The 21,572-nt window shown below is 28.0% G+C and carries 21 protein-coding genes and 1 tRNA gene; 9 read left to right on the top strand and 13 right to left on the bottom strand.

Features of this window, described 5'->3' with window-relative positions; translation table 11 throughout:
- Nucleotides 1-5: 5 nt before the first annotated feature.
- Nucleotides 6-824, bottom strand: a complete 819-nt coding sequence (gene ygiD / locus BLV71_RS04745) for a 4,5-DOPA-extradiol-dioxygenase (protein ID WP_093871958.1) — start codon at nt 822-824, stop codon at nt 6-8.
- Nucleotides 825-942: 118 nt separating this feature from the next.
- On the opposite strand from ygiD, the gene folB reads away from it, so the two are divergent.
- Nucleotides 943-1,305 carry a dihydroneopterin aldolase gene (gene folB / locus BLV71_RS04740; protein WP_093869439.1) on the top strand — a complete coding sequence of 121 codons (363 nt, stop codon included), beginning with the start codon at nt 943-945 and terminating at the stop codon, nt 1,303-1,305.
- A 53-nt stretch (nt 1,306-1,358) separates the two neighbouring features.
- Nucleotides 1,359-1,429, top strand: a tRNA-Cys gene (locus tag BLV71_RS04735).
- Nucleotides 1,430-1,592: 163 nt separating this feature from the next.
- On the opposite strand, the gene BLV71_RS04730 is transcribed toward BLV71_RS04735, so the two are convergent.
- The 7 genes from BLV71_RS04730 to BLV71_RS04700 all read right to left on the bottom strand — a co-directional run bounded on the left by BLV71_RS04730 (nt 1,593) and on the right by BLV71_RS04700 (nt 9,750).
- Nucleotides 1,593-2,477 (bottom strand): rRNA adenine N-6-methyltransferase family protein, encoded by an 885-nt coding sequence (locus BLV71_RS04730; RefSeq protein ID WP_093869438.1) that lies wholly within the window; start codon nt 2,475-2,477, stop codon nt 1,593-1,595.
- Nucleotides 2,478-2,510: 33 nt separating this feature from the next.
- Nucleotides 2,511-3,734, bottom strand: a complete 1,224-nt coding sequence (locus BLV71_RS04725) for a hypothetical protein (protein ID WP_143032757.1) — start codon at nt 3,732-3,734, stop codon at nt 2,511-2,513.
- The gene (locus BLV71_RS04720; RefSeq protein ID WP_093869436.1) at nt 3,721-6,201 is read right to left on the bottom strand and encodes a DUF2339 domain-containing protein; all 2,481 of its coding nucleotides are present in this window, start codon (nt 6,199-6,201) and stop codon (nt 3,721-3,723) included. Before BLV71_RS04720 ends, BLV71_RS04725 begins: the two co-directional genes overlap by 14 nt.
- 97 nt (nt 6,202-6,298) lie before the next feature.
- Nucleotides 6,299-6,988 carry an ArsR/SmtB family transcription factor gene (locus tag BLV71_RS04715; protein WP_093869435.1) on the bottom strand — a complete coding sequence of 230 codons (690 nt, stop codon included), beginning with the start codon at nt 6,986-6,988 and terminating at the stop codon, nt 6,299-6,301.
- A gap of 6 nt (nt 6,989-6,994) precedes the next feature.
- Nucleotides 6,995-7,465, bottom strand: coding sequence for a DinB family protein (locus BLV71_RS04710; RefSeq protein ID WP_093869434.1), 471 nt, complete (start codon nt 7,463-7,465; stop codon nt 6,995-6,997).
- A 137-nt stretch (nt 7,466-7,602) separates the two neighbouring features.
- Nucleotides 7,603-9,153 (bottom strand): Rne/Rng family ribonuclease, encoded by a 1,551-nt coding sequence (locus BLV71_RS04705; RefSeq protein ID WP_093869433.1) that lies wholly within the window; start codon nt 9,151-9,153, stop codon nt 7,603-7,605.
- A gap of 306 nt (nt 9,154-9,459) precedes the next feature.
- The gene (locus BLV71_RS04700; RefSeq protein WP_093869432.1) at nt 9,460-9,750 is read right to left on the bottom strand and encodes an HU family DNA-binding protein; all 291 of its coding nucleotides are present in this window, start codon (nt 9,748-9,750) and stop codon (nt 9,460-9,462) included.
- Nucleotides 9,751-9,883: 133 nt separating this feature from the next.
- Between BLV71_RS04700 and mutY the strand changes: the two genes are divergently transcribed.
- Genes mutY through BLV71_RS04675 form a run of 5 tightly spaced genes read left to right on the top strand, consistent with a single transcriptional unit; the run spans nt 9,884 to nt 13,867 of the window.
- Nucleotides 9,884-10,930, top strand: a complete 1,047-nt coding sequence (mutY, locus tag BLV71_RS04695; protein WP_093869431.1) for an A/G-specific adenine glycosylase — start codon at nt 9,884-9,886, stop codon at nt 10,928-10,930.
- A 37-nt stretch (nt 10,931-10,967) separates the two neighbouring features.
- The gene (locus tag BLV71_RS04690) at nt 10,968-11,411 is read left to right on the top strand and encodes a single-stranded DNA-binding protein (protein ID WP_093869430.1); all 444 of its coding nucleotides are present in this window, start codon (nt 10,968-10,970) and stop codon (nt 11,409-11,411) included.
- 19 nt (nt 11,412-11,430) lie between these two features.
- Nucleotides 11,431-12,732 (top strand): gliding motility-associated protein GldE, encoded by a 1,302-nt coding sequence (gldE, locus tag BLV71_RS04685; RefSeq protein ID WP_093869429.1) that lies wholly within the window; start codon nt 11,431-11,433, stop codon nt 12,730-12,732.
- The gene (gene gldD / locus BLV71_RS04680; protein WP_093869428.1) at nt 12,725-13,276 is read left to right on the top strand and encodes a gliding motility lipoprotein GldD; all 552 of its coding nucleotides are present in this window, start codon (nt 12,725-12,727) and stop codon (nt 13,274-13,276) included. The genes gldE and gldD overlap by 8 nt, the downstream gene beginning before the upstream one ends.
- A gap of 36 nt (nt 13,277-13,312) precedes the next feature.
- The gene (locus tag BLV71_RS04675) at nt 13,313-13,867 is read left to right on the top strand and encodes a Yip1 family protein (RefSeq protein ID WP_176974352.1); all 555 of its coding nucleotides are present in this window, start codon (nt 13,313-13,315) and stop codon (nt 13,865-13,867) included.
- Here BLV71_RS04675 and BLV71_RS04670 read toward each other — a convergent pair.
- Together BLV71_RS04670 and BLV71_RS04665 are read right to left on the bottom strand one after the other, a co-directional pair.
- On the bottom strand, nt 13,860-14,903 hold the full coding sequence (locus BLV71_RS04670) for a COX15/CtaA family protein (RefSeq protein ID WP_093869426.1): 1,044 nt from the start codon (nt 14,901-14,903) through the stop codon (nt 13,860-13,862). The two genes, BLV71_RS04675 and BLV71_RS04670, sit on opposite strands and share 8 nt — an antisense overlap.
- Before the next feature lie 152 nt (nt 14,904-15,055).
- On the bottom strand, nt 15,056-16,087 hold the full coding sequence (locus BLV71_RS04665; RefSeq protein ID WP_093869425.1) for an oxygen-dependent tRNA uridine(34) hydroxylase TrhO: 1,032 nt from the start codon (nt 16,085-16,087) through the stop codon (nt 15,056-15,058).
- A gap of 228 nt (nt 16,088-16,315) precedes the next feature.
- Between BLV71_RS04665 and BLV71_RS04660 the strand changes: the two genes are divergently transcribed.
- Both BLV71_RS04660 and BLV71_RS04655 read left to right on the top strand, forming a co-directional pair.
- Nucleotides 16,316-17,323 (top strand): aspartate-semialdehyde dehydrogenase, encoded by a 1,008-nt coding sequence (locus tag BLV71_RS04660; protein WP_093869424.1) that lies wholly within the window; start codon nt 16,316-16,318, stop codon nt 17,321-17,323.
- A 72-nt stretch (nt 17,324-17,395) separates the two neighbouring features.
- Nucleotides 17,396-18,040 carry an HD domain-containing protein gene (locus BLV71_RS04655; RefSeq protein ID WP_093869423.1) on the top strand — a complete coding sequence of 215 codons (645 nt, stop codon included), beginning with the start codon at nt 17,396-17,398 and terminating at the stop codon, nt 18,038-18,040.
- A 393-nt stretch (nt 18,041-18,433) separates the two neighbouring features.
- Here the strand turns inward: BLV71_RS04655 and BLV71_RS04650 are convergent, their stop codons facing one another.
- The 3 genes from BLV71_RS04650 to BLV71_RS04640 form a co-directional block, all read right to left on the bottom strand.
- Nucleotides 18,434-18,826, bottom strand: a complete 393-nt coding sequence (locus tag BLV71_RS04650; RefSeq protein WP_093869422.1) for a hypothetical protein — start codon at nt 18,824-18,826, stop codon at nt 18,434-18,436.
- A gap of 234 nt (nt 18,827-19,060) precedes the next feature.
- Nucleotides 19,061-20,782, bottom strand: coding sequence for a helix-turn-helix domain-containing protein (locus BLV71_RS04645; RefSeq protein ID WP_093869421.1), 1,722 nt, complete (start codon nt 20,780-20,782; stop codon nt 19,061-19,063).
- Between the two features lie 3 nt (nt 20,783-20,785).
- On the bottom strand, nt 20,786-21,568 hold the full coding sequence (locus BLV71_RS04640) for an enoyl-CoA hydratase/isomerase family protein (protein WP_093869420.1): 783 nt from the start codon (nt 21,566-21,568) through the stop codon (nt 20,786-20,788).
- Nucleotides 21,569-21,572 lie beyond the last annotated feature (4 nt).

Genomic DNA, 21,572 nt, shown 5'->3' with positions numbered 1-21,572 from the left:
TTTTTTTAACTTATTTTTAAAGAGGTCATACTTATTTTAGGAGTTTGTAAAGAGTCGTTAAATAACTCAATATTTTCTCCTTTTTCTTTTAAACCCAATGCATAAATTAATGGATAATAATGATCAGGAGTAGGAATTGCTAGTTGAACCTCTTTTCCTAATTTTTGATAATCTAGTAAAGGATTGAAATCTTCATTTAAAATTAAGTTGTTTAATTTTTCTCTAGCCACATTTCCCCAATCATGTTTAGAGGTGTTACTATCTAATCGTTTTAAGTTATGTACAATATTACCACTACCAATAATTAAAACTCCTTTAGAACGAAGTTTTGTTAGCTTTTTAGCTAATTCAAAATGATACAGGGCAGGCTTGTAATAATCAATGCTTAATTGTAGTACAGGAATATCTGCTTTTGGATACAAGTGTTTTAATACTGACCAAGCACCATGATCTAATCCCCAATCATAATCTAACTCTAGATTAGTGTTCGGTAAAAGTATTTTTTGTGTTTCTTTAGCTAAAGAGGAATTACCTTTTGAAGGGTATTTTACATCATATAAATCTTGAGGGAAACCACCAAAATCATGAATTGTTTTTGGATTTTCCATAGCAGTAATTTTTGTCCCTTTAGTTAACCAGTGAGCAGAAACGCAAATTATAGTAGTAGGCTTAGGTAATGTTTTTGCAACTTTTTTAAAACCTAAGGTGTATTTATTTTCTTCAATAGCATTCATAGGTGTCCCATGACCAAGAAAAAGCACTGGCATTTTAGGTGTGTTTGGTAGCACATCCATTATTTTTTCTAAATCTGTTATTGGCTTCATTGCCATTGACACCGATGATAATCCTGCTAATTGTAAAAACTTTTTTCTATTCAAAATTCTCTAATAAATTCAATTCTTTTGATAAAAATACAGCTATTTTTAATATACCTTTGTTCTTATGGGAATAATACGTGTAAACAACATTCGTTTGTATACAAACCACGGATGTTTAGATGAAGAAGCTAAAATTGGCTCGGAATATAAAGTTAATATAGAAGTAAAGGCTGATTTACAAAAATCGGCACAAACAGATGAGCTTACCGATACTGTTGATTATGTACATTTAAACAATATTGTAAAAGAAGAAATGGCAATACGATCGAAGCTATTAGAACATGTAGCAAAACGTATTTTAGATAGAGTTTTTCATGAAATACCAATGGTAGATGAAGCTGAGGTAAGTGTTGCTAAAATTAACCCTCCAATAGGCGGAAATGTTGAAGAAGTTGTTATTGTTTTAAAAGATGTTCGTAAAAGTTAAAAAACATTTGGATTAAACAATAAAAAATGTAAATTTGCAGTCCTAATTAATTAGGTGTCGTGGCCGAGTGGCTAGGCAGTGGTCTGCAACACCATCTACAGCGGTTCGAATCCGCTCGACACCTCAAAACCCTGTAAATCTTTTGATTTTCAGGGTTTTTAATTTTAGAAAAATATTAGTTTTTAGAAATTAAAACACAAATTGAGTAATTTTTATGACTATTTATAAAGAAAAGAGCCTGTGAAATATATTTACAGGCTCTTTTTTGTTTTTATAAATGTGGGTAATTACGATAAAAAACAGCTTATTTTATCAAGTGAAGAACCATAATCAAAACTAAAATCAATGTGGATTAAATCGCCAGCTTTAACATCTAGTGTGTTAGTTGTTTTTAATACTGTTGGAGGCATTAAACTATCAGTACCTGTAAAATTAGCTCCTTCACTAACTTCTACATACGATTCTAAATACAAGGCATTCACTTTTCCTGTAAATAAAACAGGAACAGAAAAGCTAAGCTTTACACCTTGTTTTTTCTCTTTTAACAATTCAATTTCGTTTACTAAAAATTGTTGTGATAAAAACATTGGTTGATGCCTGGTAAACATTACAGGATAATGATGAATATCTTCATCGATTTCTGCTTCACATAAACGTGCAAAATTTACAATTCTGTTAGGAAACAACTTTCCTTCAGGTTTTAAGTAATTACGCATGTGCTGAAATATTTGTACTTGAAATTCATTAGCACAGTAAATACTCATCAATTCACCAATAACATGATCTACTTTTTCAGGTAGTTCAACAGTTAAGGCATCTGCAAAAATAACTTCTACTTTAGCTGCCCATGGATGTTTGGCAACTTCTTTTTTTATAAATGGAATTAAATCAGGATTGTTTTCTATTAAATAGGCTTTTTTTACATGAGGCATGTATAATTTTGTTAAAGGCATTGTTCCTACTCCTATTTCACAAACTACAGCATCTTTAAAATTATTATTTAATTCAAAAGCCTTTTTAAAAGCATTCACTCTTTGCTCATCAGTTTCCATTATTTTATAATATACCTCAGGAAAACCATAATGAGCTTCATTAAAAGTTTGAGCATCTAAAAGTCCGTATTTTAAACTTTCGTAATTATCAATAACTTTTTCAAATAATTCTTTATTCATTTTTTAATAATTCTTTTCTAGTAAAATTAAAATCTATTTTGTCTCCTGAGTATTTACATCTTTTAACAACCCTAAAGCAAAATAAACTACCAATATACCACCAATAACAATACAAATCCACATAAAAATAGTAGTTTGCCAAAAGCTTTTGGCTTTACTAGGTTTTGTTGTTTTTGTAATAATTGAAAAATCTGCTACAGCTATTTCTCTAATTACTTTAGTGTTTTCAGAAATAAAGTTTCCTAAATCGTATTTAGGTTTAGTTAGAGTGGTATCTATTATTAGAGTGTAAATTCCATCCTTTTTTAAATTAGAAATAAGGTACTTTGGCTTTTGTAATAATTGAATATGCTCGATGTCTAACGGTGGATTATCGTCATTTTCAATTTCAATAAAGAACTCTTTTTCATTTAAATTTGTAATAGTAAATGTGTTTTCGTTTTTGGCATTTAACTCAAAAGTAGAAAGTATTTTGGTATATATTTCTTCTCTTTTTTTTACTTTATGTATTCTTTGTACAAATACTTTTGCCTTTCTCAGAAAATATTCAGTGTTAATTTTAAAGGAAATAGTATTTATTTTATGAGATTCTTCTGCTGAAAATTTAATACGAGTTACTTTTTTTTCTTTTAGAAAAACTGTTTCTTTTTTATAGTTTTCTAGTTTAGTTGAAGAGGTTTTAAAAAACTTGTTTTTATAAACTCCTGCACCAATAACATTTATAGGTAATGAGTTTTTATCACTAAAAATAACTTTTAAAAACGTATAGTTATTTAAAGGAAATTGAATAGTTTTTTTTACCGATGTGTTATTTGATGAGTTTATATTTGATAAGGTTTTATTTGAAACTAAACCATACCATTTTTTAGAATCATTACTTCCTAAAACACTATATGTTTTAGTGATTTTAGTATTTACGATCTCTAATACTAATTCTTCAAAAGGGGTGTTAGTATTGTTTTCTATTTCAATGCTAGTAATAGAATCCTTAACAACCCTGTTCGTGGTGATTTTGATTGGGTTAAAAACAGTAAAATTTTTATTTGATGACGAAACAATAATATAAGGAACCTCATTATTATTGACATCTTTAATTCTTAAAGAAGAAAAATTATCAGTGCTTGCCGAGCGTACTTTTGTGTTGAGGTTTAATGTATGTAAACCATTATAGTTTGTTTTTTCTAACGTTCCTTTATAATTTTGACTAAAACTATTTATAGCTATTAAACAAGTTATAAAAAAACTATATTTTTTCATCTTCTGAATTTTCATCTACTACTAATTTTTTTATTTTTTGATACACAAAAGAGATAACTAATATTAAAATACCCAAAAGGATAAAAGCAATTATTTTTCCTGTTTCTGAAACGTTTTTAATGTCGTAAATAAACAGTTTTAAAATTGTTAGCCCCAATAATGATAATGCTATAATTCTCAAATTTTTCCATTGTTTTCTAATACCGATAATTAGAAAAATGAAAGAGAACACACCCCAAAGAATAGGATACCCAATTTTTATAATTTGTGTAGCTGTATTGTTTATTTGTTTTTTTGCATAATTAAATTTTTCATACCAATTATTTTCACTGTCAGAAAATTGATTTGTTATTTCATCACTACTTAAACTATTAGATAGATATAAACCATGAACCATTATTTCATTACTTAATACATATACTATTGCAAAAGTAAATAACCACGGAAGCCATTTGTTCTGTTTAGTATTTATAGTAAATAAAGAAGTTGTTGTTGTTAGTAATTGATTTCCAAAATAAAATAAACAAGCTAAAATAATGTAGTGAAAATAGAAAGCGTAATTAGAAGTTGTATTTTCAACAAGGTTATTAATAATTTCTGTTTTTGGTAATTTGTAAAAGTTTACGATATATAAAATAATAGAAATAGTGCTTACTATCAAAGCTCCTTTTGAAATGTTTTTCTTTTTAAATAAAGAAGCTATATAAAGTATAAGAGAAACAAACACAAAATGATACATCACAGGAAATGATATGGCAGATGCTTGGTTACTTATAAATTGATGCGCTTGATAATTAATTTCTAAAAGACCGGTAAAATAGGTTATAATGACGGTTGCTAATACTAATACATTTTTATAAAACTTAATTGAGAAAGTAAAAAACCTTGTTATAACGTCTTTTTCTTTCTTTAATAACCTATATATTATGAATAAAGAAACGCTAACGATAAACCCAGCAATAAATAAAGGATTAAAGATTACAGTGAAACTTTCACTAGAGTAATACCTTTCCCAATCTATTAGTAAACTAATAATGGTTAAAACTTGTACAATGATAGCGCCAAATTTAAAAGAACTAATCTTTGATTTTTGGGATAACCAAAATAATAATACAGATTCCAATGCCCAAAATAAAGTAATTTGGTTTCCTTCGAATTGAATAGGTATCGTTAATGTTACAAATGTAAGAGCTAAACCTATTAATAAATATATCGCATTTTTATCTAATCCGAATTTTTTGAATAAAATGATAGCATATACCAAGTTGTAAATAGCTAACAATAAGGTGAAAATTCCTGTGAAATTCGAGTTGATATCTTTTAAAATAACCATCCCAATTCCGAAAAAAATGAACGTATTTGCAACAAATATAAAATACTCAATAGTTGAAAAAACACCTTTATTTTTAAGGTTGTTTAAAACTATGGTAATGCTAAATATAAAATAATAAAGAGTAGCAAAAAGTAAAGCTCCTTTATGTGAAAAAGAAGGATCATTTATTTTTGAACCTAACCATCCAGTATACAATAATATGGTGAAAATAAAAGCTAGAATGGTGGCTATTCTCCATTTTTTAAAATAGGAAACACCTAAAACACCTATGTTCAAAATAGCTATATAAGTGAATAACACAACATAGTTTCCTTCTCCAGTACTAACCATAAAAGGTGTTGCAAAACCACCTATTAATGATAAAACTGCTAGCTCTTGACGATCATATGTAACAGAAACAAGTGTGCTGAAAGCTGTTATAATTGCCATAATACTAAAAGCAATTGTTTGACTAAATAATTGATATTCGTGAAAGGCAATATAGATAGTAAAATAAAAAATACTAATAGCACCCGCTACTAAAACAGAACTAAAAGCGACATAGTTTTTCTTTAGTTTATGGGCTATTGCCATAACAAGTGAACCACATAAAATACCAATACCAACTCTAGCAGGTTCATTTATCCAATCTTTATCAATAGCATATTTTACAAAGAAGCTAATACCTAACACTAAAATTAGAATACCAATTTTATTAATTAAGTTTTCTCCAATAAACTTTTCTAAATCTGGATTTTTCTCTTTAAATGTTTCAAACCAAGGTTTTTTAGGTTCAGTTTTTGTTTTTTCTGAAACTACTTTTGATATTGATTCAATAACCTCCTTCTTTGTTGGTTTTAGTTTTAAAACTGAAGAAGATTTATCAGGAATTGTTTCAGTAACTGTAGTTTTTTTAGAAATGTCATCTATAGGTTTGTTAACTATAGGTTTTTCAATAATAGAATCTGGTTTTTTTATAACTGGATCCTTTTTGATACTATTAGTTTTTTGTTCTTGCGAAGTTGTTTTTTGTTGTAAGTACCTTATTCTCTTATTAAGGTTCACAATTGTATCTTCTAATTTTTCAAATTTTGTATTGATGTTTTTGTTAATAAAATACAAGCAAAGAAGTATAACTAATAAGCCTCCAATCATAAAACTTTTTTTTATTTTAAGTCAAATGTAGGGTTTTAATATTATAGTAATAGTATGATATTAGTTAAACAGTATGTTTATTAATAATTGAAGATTATTATAAATCAATATTTAAAAGCTCCTTAATTTCTTGTTTTCCATGAGTTGTTAAAATAAGTTTCCTAGTATTTTTATTTTTTCTAAACCAATCTTTCTCTAACATTTTTATTAATAAAGCATCTCCTAAAGCACCAGCTAAGTGATGTTTACGCTCACTCCAATCTAAACACTGATGTGCAAATGATCTTTTTGTATTTTTAGTAATTTCTATTTGGATACCAAGTTTTAAAAACCAGTTTTCTCCATAACTAGTTATTAGATATTTTTTTTCTGAAGGTTTAATTATGTTTTGTTCAAGTAAAGCATTGGTAATTTTAACACCTACTTCACCAGCTAAATGTTTGTAACAGGTTCTAGCATATGTAAATGCTGTTATTGCTGGTCTTTTTATTTTTTTATAATTAGTGTTTAGTGATAATAAACTAGCCATTGATTCTATAACTTGAGCAACTTCTGGTGTGCTAAACTTATAATAACGATGTCTGCCTTGTTTTTCTACAATTAAGATATTATTGAGAAGTAATTTTGATAAATGATTACTAGCAGATTGTAAAGATACATCTGCACAGTTGGCTAATTCAGTTGCTGTGTATGCTCTTCCATCTAATAAATTCCATAGCATTTTGGCTCTTGCTTTATCACCTAATAAAGCAGCAATTTCGCTAAAATCCTTCTCTAAATATTCCATAATTTATCAATCCCAAATTTGTGGACGTTTGACTCCTAAAGTTCTTAAATAGCTTAATAGTTGACCTGTATGAACAGCTTCATGATACACCATTCTATTTAAATAATCTCCTAATTTTTTATGTTGATTTACCTCTGTTCTATTTATTGTAATCTTTTCTAAATCTAACTCATTTAAATTTTCAATCATACTAAAAAAATCATTTCTGTAATTCTCTGCAAACCTTAATTCATGAGTTACATTGATATATTCTAAATTTTTCCAGGGAGAAATATAAGTGCCTAAATTACCTCTATTATTTATAACTGTGTGAAATAAATGTTCAGCTTCTAACACATGACGAACCATTTCTATACAAGTAAATGCTTTTTGATCTGGTTTCCAATTTAAATATTCTAATGGAATTCCATTCCACAAGTTAATACTGCGTCTTCTGGTTTCTTTAAAATTTAATAGAATAATTTTTTTTGAATTCATGGTTTTAAGTTTTTTACAAAAGTATTTTTAAAACCAAAAACATACTTCATTTCAGAATGAAATATGTGGTTTTTAAGTACAAAAAAAGCCCTTTCAAGTAATTGAAAGGGCTTTTTATTTCATAATAAGATTAAACCTTACTTAGCATTATTATTTTTAGTTTTTTTATAAAAAAACTTATAATGTAAGTATTGGTAGGCATCTCTAGGTAATATTTTAATCCACTTTTTGTATTTTAAAAACCATTTAAAACGAATAGAATTTAGACCTTTAGTTAAATAACCAGCAATAAAAGGATGTACATTTAAAGTAATGTCAGTATAGTTTTTTTCGCTGTTAATTAAACGCTCTAATTCTGCTTCAATTTTATCTAATAAAACTATTGGAGCTTCAACTTCTCCATTTTTATTAGGATTTGGTTCTCTTGTTTTTATGTGTAATTCAGGTCTTACACGTTGTCTTGTAATTTGTACTAATCCAAATTTACTTGGAGGTAATATTTTATGCTTTGTACGATCTAAAGCCATCGCTTCTTTTAAATGCTGAAATAGTTTTTGTCTGTTTTCAGCACTTTTCATATCAATAAAGTCAACAACAATTATACCACCCATATCCCTTAACTGTAATTGTCTAGCGATTTCAGTGGCAGCTATTAAATTGACTTCTAAAGCGGTTTCTTCTTGACTTAATGCTTTGTTTGAACGATTTCCACTATTTACATCAATAACATGTAAAGCTTCTGTATGTTCAATAACTAAATAAGCACCTTTGCTCATCGAAACTGTTTTTCCAAACGATGTTTTAATTTGTCTTTCAATACCGTATTTCTCAAAAATAGGCATCTGTGATTTGTGTAGTTTCACAATTTTTTCTTTTTCAGGATAAATTTCCTGTAGGTATTCTTTAATTTCAACCTTTAAGGCTTCATCGTTGGTTACTATGTTTGTAAAAGAATCATTCATTACATCTCTTAAAATAGAAGATGCTCTGTTTAACTCACTTAATATTTTAGTTGGAGTATTTGTGTTTGCAATGTGTTTGCAAGTTGTTTTCCAACGTTCAAGAGAGTTTTGTAAATCTTTATCTAGTTCTGCTACTTTTTTACCTTCAGCAACAGTACGTAAAATAAGTCCAAACCCTTTTGGCTTGATACTTTTTGCTAATCTTTTTAAACGTTCTTTTTCTTTGGTATCAGCTATTTTTTGTGAAACTGAAATTCTATTAGAAAAAGGAACTAATACTAAATATCTACCAGCAATAGATAACTCTGAACTAATTCGAGGACCTTTGGTAGAAATGGGTTCTTTTACAATTTGTACTAATAAATTTTGACCTGATTTTAGTACATCATTAATGCTTCCGTCTTTATTGATATCATCTTCAGAACGAAAGTTTTTTAAAGTGAATTCTTTATATTTACCTGTGCTTACCTTCTTAATGAATTTATTTAAAGATTGTACTTGTGGCCCTAAATCATGATAATGTAAAAAACCATCTTTAGGATATCCAACGTTTACAAAAGCGGCGTTTAAACCAGTCATTACTTTTCCAATTTTTGCTAGAAAAATATCTCCAACTGAAAATTTATTGTCGCTTGTTTCTTTATTTAATTCAATAAGTTTACCATCTCTTAGTAAGGCAAAATCAATATCAGAAGAATTTGAACGAATTATTAATTCTGTTTTCATCTGAATGTAGTTTTTGTGCCAACGTAATTTTATACGAAGACGGATTAAAATTTGTAAACAGGTATTTTTAATACCGTTTTAAGGTGTTTAAACCTTAATGTCAATGAACTTTTGTAAGCTATTTAGCAAACGAAGAAAAAGTAAGCGATAGCTTACTTTTTCTTATGACGATTTGCTCTTGCTCTTTTCTTTCTTTTGTGTGTAGAGATCTTAGCTCTCTTTCTTTTTTTACCACTTGGCATAATTAATAATGTTTTATAAAAACCAATGATACTTGGTTTTCGGTTAATACTTTTATTTACAAAATTACTTTACAGCTACTTTAGCTTTAACTCCTTCAGTAAAAACTTTTGAAGGTTTAAATGCAGGGATGTTATGAGCTGGTATTTTAATAGTTGTGTTCTTTGAAATGTTTCTACCAGTTTTTTCTGCTCTTTGCTTAATAATAAAGCTTCCAAAACCTCTTAAATAAACATTATCGCCATTCTCTAATGCTTCTTTTACCTCTTCCATGAATGCTTCAACAGTTGCTAATACATCTGCTTTTTCAATTCCACTCTTATCTGAAATTTTAGATACGATATCTGCTTTTGTCATTGTAAATATATTTTGATTTGTTTTCTTTAAAAATTGAGGATGCAAATATATGATAATTAATCTATTCCGAAAAAAATTAAACTTAAAAAAAAACAAACTAAATACAGTAGTTTTGTAGAACTAATTTTATTTGATGGTTTTTCATAAAGAATTAATACACTGGTATTTACAAAATAATAGATCTTTGCCTTGGAGAAAAACAAAAGATCCTTATTTCATTTGGTTAAGCGAAATTATGTTACAGCAAACAAGAGTTGCGCAAGGATTGCCTTATTTTTTAAGGGTTACAGAGGCTTTTCCAACAGTTTTCGATTTAGCAAAAGCTGAAGAAAATGAGGTGTTAAAACTATGGCAAGGTTTAGGTTATTACTCTAGAGCAAGGAATTTACATTACACTGCAAAGCACATTGCAAATGAATTAAATGGAGTGTTTCCTGATAATTATAAAACTTTGTTAAAGTTGAAAGGAGTGGGCGATTATACCGCTTCAGCTATCGCTTCTATATGTTATAATGAACCTGTTGCTGTTGTTGATGGGAATGTATATAGAGTTTTGTCACGTTATTTTGGAATACAAACACCTATTAATATAACTAAAGGAATTAAAGAGTTTAAAGAATTAGCTCAAAGTTTGATTGACGTTAAAAACCCCGGAAATTACAATCAAGCCATTATGGATTTTGGAGCATTACATTGTAAGCCACAAAACCCCTTATGTGATAGTTGTATGTTTTCAGAAAGTTGCATTGCTTTCAATTCAGATTTGGTAAAAGAATTGCCAAAAAAGGAAAAGAAGCTAAAAGTTAAAAAGAGATTTTTTAATTATTTAGTGGTTGTAACAGATACTAATGAAACAATTTTAGAAGAAAGAAAAGGAAAAGGTATTTGGGAAGGATTATATCAGTTTCCTTTAATTGAAACTGAAAAATATATTGATGTTAATGAATTAATTGATTTAGATGATTTCAAAAATTTATTTTCAAAAGAGACCTCTATTAAGCTATTCAATAAAAAAGAAATAATTCATAAACTATCACATCAACATTTATATACTCAATTTTGGATTGTTAATACTTCTTTTATAAAGGAAGCAACTACAAATTGGAAAGAAATAAAAAAACAACCAGTACCTGTTTTAATAGACAAGTTTTTAAATGAATTTTTAAAGTTAGAAAAGTAATTTTCGTATATTTGATTTTACACAAAACTATAAAGCTATGGCTGGAACAGTAAACAAAGCTATTTTAATTGGGCATCTCGGAGATGAAGTAAAAATGCACTATTTTGAAGGAGGAAATGCAATTGGTCGTTTTCCTATAGCTACTAATGAAACGTATACCAATCGTCAAACAGGAGAAAAAATAACGAACACTGAATGGCATAATATAGTGGTACGTAATAAATTGGCTGAAATTTGTGAAAAATATTTAACAAAAGGAGATAAAGTTTATATTGAAGGACGTATTAAAAATCGTCAGTATGAGGTTGATGGCCAAAAAAGGTATACTACTGAGATACAGGTACAGGACATGACTTTCTTGTCTACTAAGAAAGATCCTAATGCTATGGTTTCCCCTCAGCAAAGCCAAACACAACCTCAGGCAAATAATAATGAAAATATTAAAGTTGCTTCAAGTGAAGACGATGATTTACCATTCTAGTTTAATTAAAATTTAAATTTTGGACCCAGACCCCGAACTGTTTTTAAATATCTATTTAAGTATTAATTGGTTAACAACACTTAATTTTGTTGTTTTACTAGTTTTACTAATCTGTTCAGCTTTAATATCAGGAACAGAAGTTGCTTTTTTCTCTATTTCACAAATTGAAATTGATAACCTTTCTGAAAAATCGAAAGGAAAAAGTATTGTTGTAAAGCTACTTGAGAATCCTAAGAAACTGTTAGGAACAATATTAATAACTAATAACTTTATAAATATTTTAATAGTTCTAATTTTTGCTTCACTTGGTGAAGTTCTTTTTAGCGAACTATCTTCTGGGGTGAAGTTTTTTATTGAAGTAGTATTAGTGACCTTTTTAATTTTATTGTTTGGAGAGGTTTTACCTAAGGTATATGCAACAAGAAGATCTATGCAGTTTGCTAATTTTATGGCAAAACCGATACAATTGTTAAATGCTATTTTAACACCATTAAGTTCTCCGCTTATAAAGTTAACAAGTGTTGTTGAAAATAAACTAGGAAATAAAAACAATAATTTGTCAGTTGAAAGACTATCTCAGGCGTTAGAATTAACATCAGATAATGCCACTACAAAGGAAGAGCAGAAAATTTTAGAAGGAATAGTAACTTTTGGAAATACTGAAACAGTACAAATAATGAAACCAAGAACCGATGTTTGTGCTATTTCTGATGAAACTAGTTATGCAGAAGTACTTAAAATTATTTTAAAAAATGGGTATTCGCGTAATCCTGTTTATCATGAAAATATTGATACAATTGTAGGTGTTTTATATGCAAAAGACTTGCTGCAGCATTTAAATAAAACTACTTACAAATGGCAATCTTTAGTTCGAGAACCTTTTTTTGTTCCTGAAAATAAAAAATTAGATGATTTATTAAGTGAATTTCAAGAGAAGAAAAAACATTTAGCAATTGTTGTTGATGAATATGGAGGAACTAGTGGTATTGTTACACTTGAAGATGTAATTGAAGAAATAGTTGGTGATATTAATGATGAGTTTGATGATGAAGATTTATCATATTCTAAGTTAGATGAAAACAATTATATTTTTGATGGAAAAATAACAATTAGAGATTTTTGTAAAGTTTTAGGAGATGATGACGAAGAAAAGTTTGAAGAAGAAAAAGGTGAGAGTGAAACTTTAGCTGGATTTATTTTAGAAGTTTCAGGGAAATTTCCTAAAAAGGGAGAGAAAATAAACTTTAGTAATTATACGTTTACTATTGAAGCGTTAGATAAAAAACGGATAAAACAAGTTAAAGCAACACGAAATGCGTAAAACACTTTTGCTTTTAGTAGCACTTATAATGATAAGTTGTGGAGAAGAAACTACACCAAAGCCTAAAGCATATTTAAGTTTAGAATATCCAGAGTTGGGGTATAATAAGTTGAACATGAGTAAGCCTTATTATTTTGATGTAGCAAAAAGTGCAACTATAAAAGATTTACCTAAAAATTGGTTGAAAATTCAGTATCCAAAACTTAAAGCATCTGTTGACATAACCTATAGACCAATAGATAATAATTTAAAAGAGTTGTTAGTAGAGGCTGAAAAATTGGTGCTAGAACATACTGTGAAAGCTGATCATATTTCATGGAGAGATTTTTCTAATAAAGAGAATAAGGTATATGGGAAAATGTGTGAGATAGCAGGGAATGCTGCATCACAAATACAGTTTCATGTAACTGATAGTACCAAGCATTTTATGAAAGGGTCTTTGTTTTTTTATATAAAACCAAATTATGATTCTATTTTACCAGCTGTAGAGCATATTAAAAAAGATATGATTCGTATGATGGAAAGTCTTCAGTGGGAGAATTAAGAAGAAGTTAAAAAAGAAATTGCTACAAGAATGAGAATGATATTTTATTTGATGTTTAAAACATCAAAAGGTATAGATATTTTAGATGATAAATATGAAGATGATTTATATAGAGAAACGTTAACTATTTTTTCTTTTTTTAGTATTGTAAGATTTCTTCTTAATTTTCATGAAGAAAACGCTAAATATTCTTTTTTTTATAACTTGTATCTTCTTGTTCTAGCTATTTTAATAAGTGTATTTTTAGGAATTATTTTTAGTCTAATTATCCATAAGATAGGGAAATTACTAAAAGGGAAAGCGTCTTATGTTGAAATTTGCTCATTATACGCTTATGCATTAATCCCTATAATTATAGGAGATTCTTTTAAATTTGTTTTAAGAGGAATGTATACTAGTCAAATGGTAGATTTTGATAGTTTTAGGCTATTAAGTTTTTGGAACGCTATTGTTTTTAGTCTATTATCCCTTAAAATTCTGGTTTTAGGGTTAAAGAAATTTAATCAATATTCTTATTTAAAAAGTGCTATTAATAGTGCCATTTTGGTTTTACCAGTACTTTGGTTTTGGCTTTATTTTGTTTTTAATTAGTGAACGTTTTTTTACTTTGCAACCATAAATAAAATTGTAACCCAAATAAAATAGCTCCAGCTAATAAGTGAGTTGCTTGTGTTCCTAAAGGGAATTCAGCATAGTACATTAAAATACCTGTAATGGTTTCTAAAAAGATTAGAAAAAGAATCCAGTTTACTAAATTATAACCTAAGTTTTTAATTTGGTTTAGATAAAACATTCCTAAGTTAACTAATACAATAGCTATAGTGAATGATCTATGAAAGTAAAATTTAAAATTAGGTTCCATTAAACTATACTCTTTATTATCGAATCCAAATAGTTTTACTTGTTCATCGATAAACTGTCTTACTTGTGTTCCCATAGCAATTTGTATCAATGAAAAAACTACTGAAGCTATTAAAAGTTTATTAAATAACGAGTTGTATTTTGGAGTGTCGTCTGAACTTACTTTTGCTTGGTTTTTTCCTGAAACTATAAATAAAAGCCATAATAATAAAGCAACAATAATTAATCCGGCAACCATGTGAATAGTAATAACAGTTGGTTTTAAATTTGTGTCAACCACAGTTTTTCCTAGCCAGGCTTCAAATAACATTAAAAAGAAAGCTCCAAAGGCTACTAAAGGAATTGTTTTATTTTCTCTCCAGAATTTACTTGCTCCAACTATTAAAAATAAAAAGACAAAGCCAGATAAAACTGATGCTAATCGGTTTATGTATTCTGTCCAGGTATGATATTTATTAAATTTAGCATACGAGTGTTTGGTATATTTTCCCCAATTATTAGTATTAAATTCATTAGTAGTTTTTATATTGTTTTCGGCAACAAATAGCATATCATCTTTAACAATAATCATCCCTTTATTATAATTGGTATTAGGTTGCCAGGTAATTTGTTCTTCAGAAGTTGGTGGAATGTAATATCCAAAACATTTTGGCCAATCAGGGCATCCCATTCCAGATCCAGTCATACGAACAACAGAACCAGCTAAAAAAATTAAATAAACAGAAATTAATGAAATTTTTACTATAAGAGGAAAATGTTTTTTCATCCAAAAAAGTTTTTACAAAGATACAAAAAAGCATAAAAAAAGCTCTCAATTGAGAGCTTTAGAATTTATGTTTGAAATTGTAATTATAGCTTTTTAGTTAAACTATTTTACTTTTAAAGAGTATTTGATTGTTTCGTGAAAAAACGTTTGTCTTACTTTTTAAATTTTAAAGCTTCAGAACGTCCTTTTTTGAAAATTTTGTTGCTAGCATGAGTTCCTTTACGCAACTCTTTTTGTTCTTCAAATGGTAGTTGAATTATTTCCTGGCACTTAGAAGAACATGTATTCTCCATTTTTTCAGCACAATCATCACATTGAATAAATAATAAATGACAACCTTCGTTGGCACAATTAGTGTGTGTATCACAAGATTTTCCACATTGATGACAGTTTGAAATTACATCATCAGTAATTTTTTCTGCCCTTCTATGATCAAAAACAAAATTCTTTCCTAAAAACTTGTTTTCTATGCCTTCTGATTTTACTTGACGAGTGTATTCTATGATACCTCCTTCTAATTGAAAAACATTTTTAAATCCTTTGTGTTTATAGTAGGCAGATGCTTTTTCACAACGAATTCCACCCGTACAATACATTAAAAGATTTTTATCTTCTTTATGGTCTTTTAAGTCTTCTTCAATAATATCTAAAGAATCTCTAAAAGTATCAACATCAGGTGTTACAGCTCCTTCAAAATGACCAATTTCACTTTCATAATGATTACGCATATCTACACAAACGGTGTTAGGGTTTGCTAACATATCATTAAATTCTTTAGCGCTTAAATGAACACCTTTATTAGTAACATCAAATGTATTATCATTTAATCCGTCAGCAACAATCTTATTACGGACTTTAACTTTTAATTTTAAAAATGATTTATTGTCTTGTTCCACAGCTACGTTTAAACGTATATCTTTTAGAAAAGAAATGGCATCTAATTGATTTTTTAATTCAATCATTCTGTCAGAAGAAACAGAAATTTGAGCATTAATACCTTCGTTAGATACATAGGTTCTTCCTAGTACATCTAATTCATTCCATTCTAGGAATAATTTATCTCTAAATAATTGTGGGTTTTCTATCTTATGATATTGATAGAATGAAATAGTTAAACGGTCTTTTCCCGCTTCGTCAATTAGTGCAGCGCGTTCTATCGCACTTAACTTGTTGTACAGTTGCATGCTATACTTTTTAGTTAAACAAAATATATTGTGATTCTTTATAAGATCATGGCAAAGATACTGCTTTTTTGAACTTTGTTGTTTAAAATATGGCTTTTTGATCTTAATTTGATAATAATTAAACGTGGCTATAAAAAAACCTAAATTTAATATACAACTAATAGTTATTTTTTAAACCTTTGTAACTATTATATAAACAGTTATAACACACTATAAAATTAAAAAACAATGAGAGTAGCAGTTGTTGGAGCTACCGGAATGGTAGGTAATGTAATGTTACAAGTATTAGCAGAACGAAACTTTCCAGTAACAGAGTTGATTCCTGTTGCGTCTGAACGTTCAGTAGGTAAATTATTACCTTACAATGGAAAAGAGTATTCAGTAGTAAATTTAGCTACAGCTGTAGAAATGAAGCCAGATGTTGCTTTATTTTCAGCTGGGGGAGAAACCTCTTTAGAGTGGGCTCCAAAATTTGCTGAAGTTGGAACGACGGTTATCGATAATTCATCAGCATGGAGAATGGATCCGACTAAGAAATTAGTGGTGCCTGAAATTAATGGTGATGTATTAACGAAAGAAGATAAAATTATAGCAAACCCAAACTGTTCTACAATTCAATTGGTAATGGCATTAGGCCCATTGCATAAAGAGTATAGAATGAAGCGTGTTGTAATTTCAACGTATCAATCAGTTTCAGGAACAGGAGTAAAAGCTGTTCAGCAATTAGATAATGAAGAAGCTGGAGTTGAAGGAGAAATGGCTTATCCACACCCAATAGGAAGAAACGCTTTACCTCATTGTGATATTTTTTTAGAAAACGGATATACTAAAGAAGAGATGAAGTTGGTAAAGGAACCAAAAAAGATTTTACGTGATGATTCTTTTTCTATTACTGCTACAGCGGTTAGAATTCCTACAGCTGGGGGGCATTCAGAATCTGTAAATATTCAATTTGAAAATGATTTTGATTTGACTAAAGTACGTGAGATTTTGGCAGGAACTGAAGGAGTTATAGTTCAAGATAATGTAAAAGAAAATGTGTATCCAATGCCTATTAACGCTCATAATAAAGATGAAGTTTTTGTAGGTAGAATTAGAAGAGATGAATCTCAATCAAATACATTAAATATGTGGATAGTTTCTGATAATTTACGTAAAGGAGCTGCTACTAATACAATTCAAATAGCTGAGTATTTGGTTAAAAACAGCATATTAAAAAATAAAGTTTTGGCGTAAACTTTTATTTTTAACAAAAATGAAAACCTTAGGCATTAGCTTAGGGTTTTTTATTTGATGTATTTTTGTTTTATGGATAAAAAAGAAATTATAAATAGTACAATAACTTTTGTAAAAGAAACGCTTAAAGGAGCAGAAGGAGGACATGATTTTTTTCATGTTGAAAGGGTTTATAAAAATGCTTTACTAATTGCTGAAAAAGAAGATGTAGATGAATTTGTAGTAGCTTTAGGTGCTTTATTACATGATATAGCTGATAGTAAATTTCATGATGGAGATGAGACAGTAGGACCGAAAAAAGCACGATTCTTTTTAGAAACTAAAAAGGTTAATGATGATGTTATAGTACATGTAGAAAATATAATTACCAATATTTCATATAAAGGAGGTAATTTTAAGCAACAATTTAAATCTGCTGAACTTGATGTTATTCAAGATGCTGATCGGTTAGATGCAATAGGTGCTATAGGAATTGCTCGTTGTTTTAATTATGGAGGGTTTAAGAATAGAGAGATTTATAATCCTAGTATACTTCCTAATTTATCTATGACTAAAGAAGAGTATAAGAAGTCTAAAGCACCAACAATAAATCATTTTTATGAAAAGCTTTTATTGTTAAAAGATAAAATGAATACCAATACGGGAAGAAAAATAGCTCAAGAAAGGCATGATTTTATGGAAGTATTTTTGAAACAGTTTTTTATTGAATGGGCATAAGTATTATTTATATCCAATGTAAATTATATGTTAATAAAAAATAAATTTTATGTTAATTGTGTGTTTTAAAAAAATAGTGTATGTTTGAAACATCGATCCCCGATAAAATTTTTTTCCCTTAAGTTAAGAAACAGCATTTAGATTTTTTTCAGATGCTGTTTTTTTTATATAGTAAATACTCATTAGCCTAAATATGCTGTTTATTTAAAGAATATCTCTAGTACTACATATTTTATTGCAGCTATTATTGCTGCAATAATAAAAACGTAAAGTTGATTTTTATTGTGTAATTGATTTTTGAACATTATCGAAAAATATTTTGTAAAACGATTAAAACAAAACTTACAGTTACCAATATTATTTTTGTTATTACTACTATCATAATTTTTTTATTTATTGAATAATCCCTTTTTTAATAATTACAGTTTTTGAGTTTTTACCATTTATGAAGTCGAATTCTAATAAATCAACTTGATTAAAGTTGTCAATTTTATTATTTAATATTTGTTGAATTCTTTCAACTTCTTTTTTTAAAGATGAAAACTCACAATCAATTAATTCATATTCTCCTTTCTCAGTACTTAAACCGTTTTTTCCATATTGAATACCTGTAGCATATAGAACTTGGTTTATTTCTTTACAATTACAATTTTCTTTTAATGCCTTAAGTATGCTTTTAGATTTATCAATTGAATGTAATGAAGAACTAACAGTGTAACCAAATAAACCTCCTAGTGTTAAAAATATAAAAAGTATAAATATTGTTTTTGGTGTTTTTTTCATCATTATTAGAATTAATCTTGTGTTTAATTTCTTGTACAAAGATTTGATTTAAAAATGTGTATTACAAGTTAATGAAGCCTGTTTTTAGAAAAATAGGGAACACGGAACGGTTATAACTGATTGTTTTTCAATGTATTGTATTCTATTTATGAAGATGTTTTTTAAGAAGATAACTAAACCCTAATTTTATAAATTTAGGGTGAAAACTCATAGTTTTTGTTTTTATAAAGTATTATTTTATGAAATGGAATTCAGTTTTTTAATATAAACTGAAGGAAGTAATCCTGTTCTTCTTTTAAAATATTTAGTAAAAGAATCTGTACTTTTATATCCAATTTCTTCTGAGATAGATTGAATAGAATAAGCTCTAAATTGTTTGTTTTCTTTTAACTTTAATACAGCATGATTAATTCTTAAATCATTAATGTATGTGTTGAAATTTTTTTGATAATGCGCGTTTATTACTTTAGATAAATATGAAGTATTAGTTTTTATTTTTTTAGCTACATTATATGAATTACAATCCTGTTTCAAAAAATAATTGTGTTCTTCTAGTTTTTTTAAGCCAGATAAAATTTCTTGATAAGTTTCAGGGTTTATATCTAAAGTACTTTTTTCTTCTATTGTTTTATCTTTAGTGTCAATAATTTTTTGCTGTTCTTCTAACTGTTGTATTTTATTTATTAACTCATTAAAAGAAGCAGAGTCCTTTTTGTTTTTTTTAGAAGTTTTAAATAAAAATAAGAGTAATAAGGCAATTATTAATGCACCGCTTATTGCTAAATAAGAAATGTTTTTTTGTTGAATTTTTTTTTCTGATGCTAAATTTTCTATTTCTTTATTATGGAAAGAGGTAAGAATCTCCCTTCTTTCTTTGTCTAAAATAGATTGATTTAGTACATACTTTTCGTAGTAGTTATTTGATTTTTCTATATTCCCAGAAAGCTTGTATATTTTGGCTAAGGCTTTGTAATCTTCAACCAAATTAAACTCTTTAGTTTTGGTTTTCATTATATCAATACCTTTATGCATAACAGCAATTGCTGAGTCGTATTGAGAAACCTTAGTGTATGCTTCAGATAAATCTTTGTAATAGTAGGTAATGCCTGAATTTATATCATATTCATCAGATATTTTCTTTAGTTTTAAAAACTGAGTAAGAGCTTCATTGTGCTTTTTTTCTTCTAAAAGTATACGCCCAATTTGCGATTGAAAGTTAATGCGAACCAAACCATTGATTGTATCTAAGCCTTTTTCAATACCCTTTTTTATAGAAAGCTTTGCAGAATCTAATTGGTTTAGTTTTAGATAAGTATTACTAATAGATATTAAAGTTAAAGAAGAATTAAATCGTTTGTTAGCAGTATCTATTTTAGTTGTTTCGTTCAGAAATTTGTACCCTCTTTTATATTCTTTTAAAGCATCTTTGTAGTTGTTAGCTTTAAATTTTACTCCCCCAATAAGTATTGGTATGACGGCTTTGTAAAATTCTAAATTTTCTTTTTCTGCAATACTTTCACTTTTATAAAAATAATCTAAAGCTAATGTAGTGTTTCCTATTGCAGAATAATTATTTCCTAATTGTGCTAAAACTTCTATTGGAGCTATTTTAGCTTTATTTAGTAAGTCTTTTTCTTTAAAGTTTAAGTTGTTATTTTTTAAAAGAGCAAGTTCTTTTTTAAAGAAAACAATAGAAGAATGGTTTTCACTTATAAACTGACTTCTCCTTCCAATGGTGTGTAAAAATTGTATTATTCTAAAAGTATCTTTGTTTTTTTCTGCTAAAAACAGCATTTTTTTCATAAAAGAAATACTCTTCCTTATTTCAGTACTGTTTTGTAAAGAATCTGAAAGTTGTATAAGTTCTTTTTTATAAATGCTATCTTTAAATTCCTGTGCAGAAATTGTAACTGCACAGAAAAATAAAAAATATAATATTATTACTTTTAGGTACTTCATAAATTAAGCTCCTGGGAAATTAGGTTTTCTTTTTTCTAAAAAAGCAGTTGTTCCTTCTTTAAAATCTTCAGTACCAAAACAATTTCCAAATTCAGATATTTCTGATTCAAATCCATTAATTCCATCTTTAAAATTATCATTAACAGCTTTGATAGCTGCACTAATGGCTACTGATGAGTTTCTCATAATTTTACTAGCTAATTTTTCAGCTAGAGGAAGTAATTCTTCTGTGGTTGTTATGTGGTTTACAAGGCCACAATCTTTAGCTTCATTAGCATCAATCATTCCTGCTGTCATAATTAACTCCATAGCTTTACCTTTTCCAACTAACTGTGGTAAACGCTGTGTACCTCCATATCCTGGAATTACGCCTAAAGAAACTTCAGGAAGTCCCATTTTAGCATTGTCAGAAGCAATTCTGAAATGGCATGACATAGCTAATTCTAACCCACCACCTAGGGCAAAACCATTTACAGCAGCTATAACTGGAGTTGATAAGTTTTCAACAAAATCAAATAACATTTCTTGCCCTTTTTTTGCTAAACGCCCTCCTTCTTCAACTGAAAAATGAGCAAACTCAGAAATATCAGCACCAGCAACAAAAGCTTTTTCTCCACTACCAGTAATTATGATAACTTTAGTAGATGAATCGTTTTCTAATGTTTCAAAAGCGTCATGAAGTTCTTCAATTGTCTTTTTGTTTAAAGCATTTAATTTTTTAGGACGATTAATAGTTATAGTTGCTAGTCCGTTACTTTGTTCAATTAAAATATTTTCAAAATTCATGTTA

Origin of the sequence: Tenacibaculum sp. MAR_2010_89, from assembly GCF_900105985.1 — a bacterium.
Classification (GTDB): domain Bacteria; phylum Bacteroidota; class Bacteroidia; order Flavobacteriales; family Flavobacteriaceae; genus Polaribacter; species Polaribacter halocynthiae.
The sequence above is the reverse complement of the archived record's forward strand: the minus strand, read 5'-3'. Positions and strand labels throughout refer to the sequence as shown.

What these genes read in the sequence shown, in the direction of transcription:
- ygiD (WP_093871958.1), bottom strand. Translation starts at nt 824, where the DNA reads ATGAAGCCAATAACAGATTTAGAAAAAATAATGGATGTGCTACCAAAC.
- folB (WP_093869439.1), top strand. Translation starts at nt 943, where the DNA reads ATGGGAATAATACGTGTAAACAACATTCGTTTGTATACAAACCACGGA.
- BLV71_RS04730 (WP_093869438.1), bottom strand. Translation starts at nt 2,477, where the DNA reads ATGAATAAAGAATTATTTGAAAAAGTTATTGATAATTACGAAAGTTTA.
- BLV71_RS04725 (WP_143032757.1), bottom strand. Translation starts at nt 3,734, where the DNA reads ATGAAAAAATATAGTTTTTTTATAACTTGTTTAATAGCTATAAATAGT.
- BLV71_RS04720 (WP_093869436.1), bottom strand. Translation starts at nt 6,201, where the DNA reads ATGATTGGAGGCTTATTAGTTATACTTCTTTGCTTGTATTTTATTAAC.
- BLV71_RS04715 (WP_093869435.1), bottom strand. Translation starts at nt 6,988, where the DNA reads ATGGAATATTTAGAGAAGGATTTTAGCGAAATTGCTGCTTTATTAGGT.
- BLV71_RS04710 (WP_093869434.1), bottom strand. Translation starts at nt 7,465, where the DNA reads ATGAATTCAAAAAAAATTATTCTATTAAATTTTAAAGAAACCAGAAGA.
- BLV71_RS04705 (WP_093869433.1), bottom strand. Translation starts at nt 9,153, where the DNA reads ATGAAAACAGAATTAATAATTCGTTCAAATTCTTCTGATATTGATTTT.
- BLV71_RS04700 (WP_093869432.1), bottom strand. Translation starts at nt 9,750, where the DNA reads ATGACAAAAGCAGATATCGTATCTAAAATTTCAGATAAGAGTGGAATT.
- mutY (WP_093869431.1), top strand. Translation starts at nt 9,884, where the DNA reads ATGGTTTTTCATAAAGAATTAATACACTGGTATTTACAAAATAATAGA.
- BLV71_RS04690 (WP_093869430.1), top strand. Translation starts at nt 10,968, where the DNA reads ATGGCTGGAACAGTAAACAAAGCTATTTTAATTGGGCATCTCGGAGAT.
- gldD (WP_093869428.1), top strand. Translation starts at nt 12,725, where the DNA reads ATGCGTAAAACACTTTTGCTTTTAGTAGCACTTATAATGATAAGTTGT.
- BLV71_RS04675 (WP_176974352.1), top strand. Translation starts at nt 13,313, where the DNA reads ATGATATTTTATTTGATGTTTAAAACATCAAAAGGTATAGATATTTTA.
- BLV71_RS04670 (WP_093869426.1), bottom strand. Translation starts at nt 14,903, where the DNA reads ATGAAAAAACATTTTCCTCTTATAGTAAAAATTTCATTAATTTCTGTT.
- BLV71_RS04665 (WP_093869425.1), bottom strand. Translation starts at nt 16,087, where the DNA reads ATGCAACTGTACAACAAGTTAAGTGCGATAGAACGCGCTGCACTAATT.
- BLV71_RS04660 (WP_093869424.1), top strand. Translation starts at nt 16,316, where the DNA reads ATGAGAGTAGCAGTTGTTGGAGCTACCGGAATGGTAGGTAATGTAATG.
- BLV71_RS04655 (WP_093869423.1), top strand. Translation starts at nt 17,396, where the DNA reads ATGGATAAAAAAGAAATTATAAATAGTACAATAACTTTTGTAAAAGAA.
- BLV71_RS04650 (WP_093869422.1), bottom strand. Translation starts at nt 18,826, where the DNA reads ATGATGAAAAAAACACCAAAAACAATATTTATACTTTTTATATTTTTA.
- BLV71_RS04645 (WP_093869421.1), bottom strand. Translation starts at nt 20,782, where the DNA reads ATGAAGTACCTAAAAGTAATAATATTATATTTTTTATTTTTCTGTGCA.
- BLV71_RS04640 (WP_093869420.1), bottom strand. Translation starts at nt 21,568, where the DNA reads ATGAATTTTGAAAATATTTTAATTGAACAAAGTAACGGACTAGCAACT.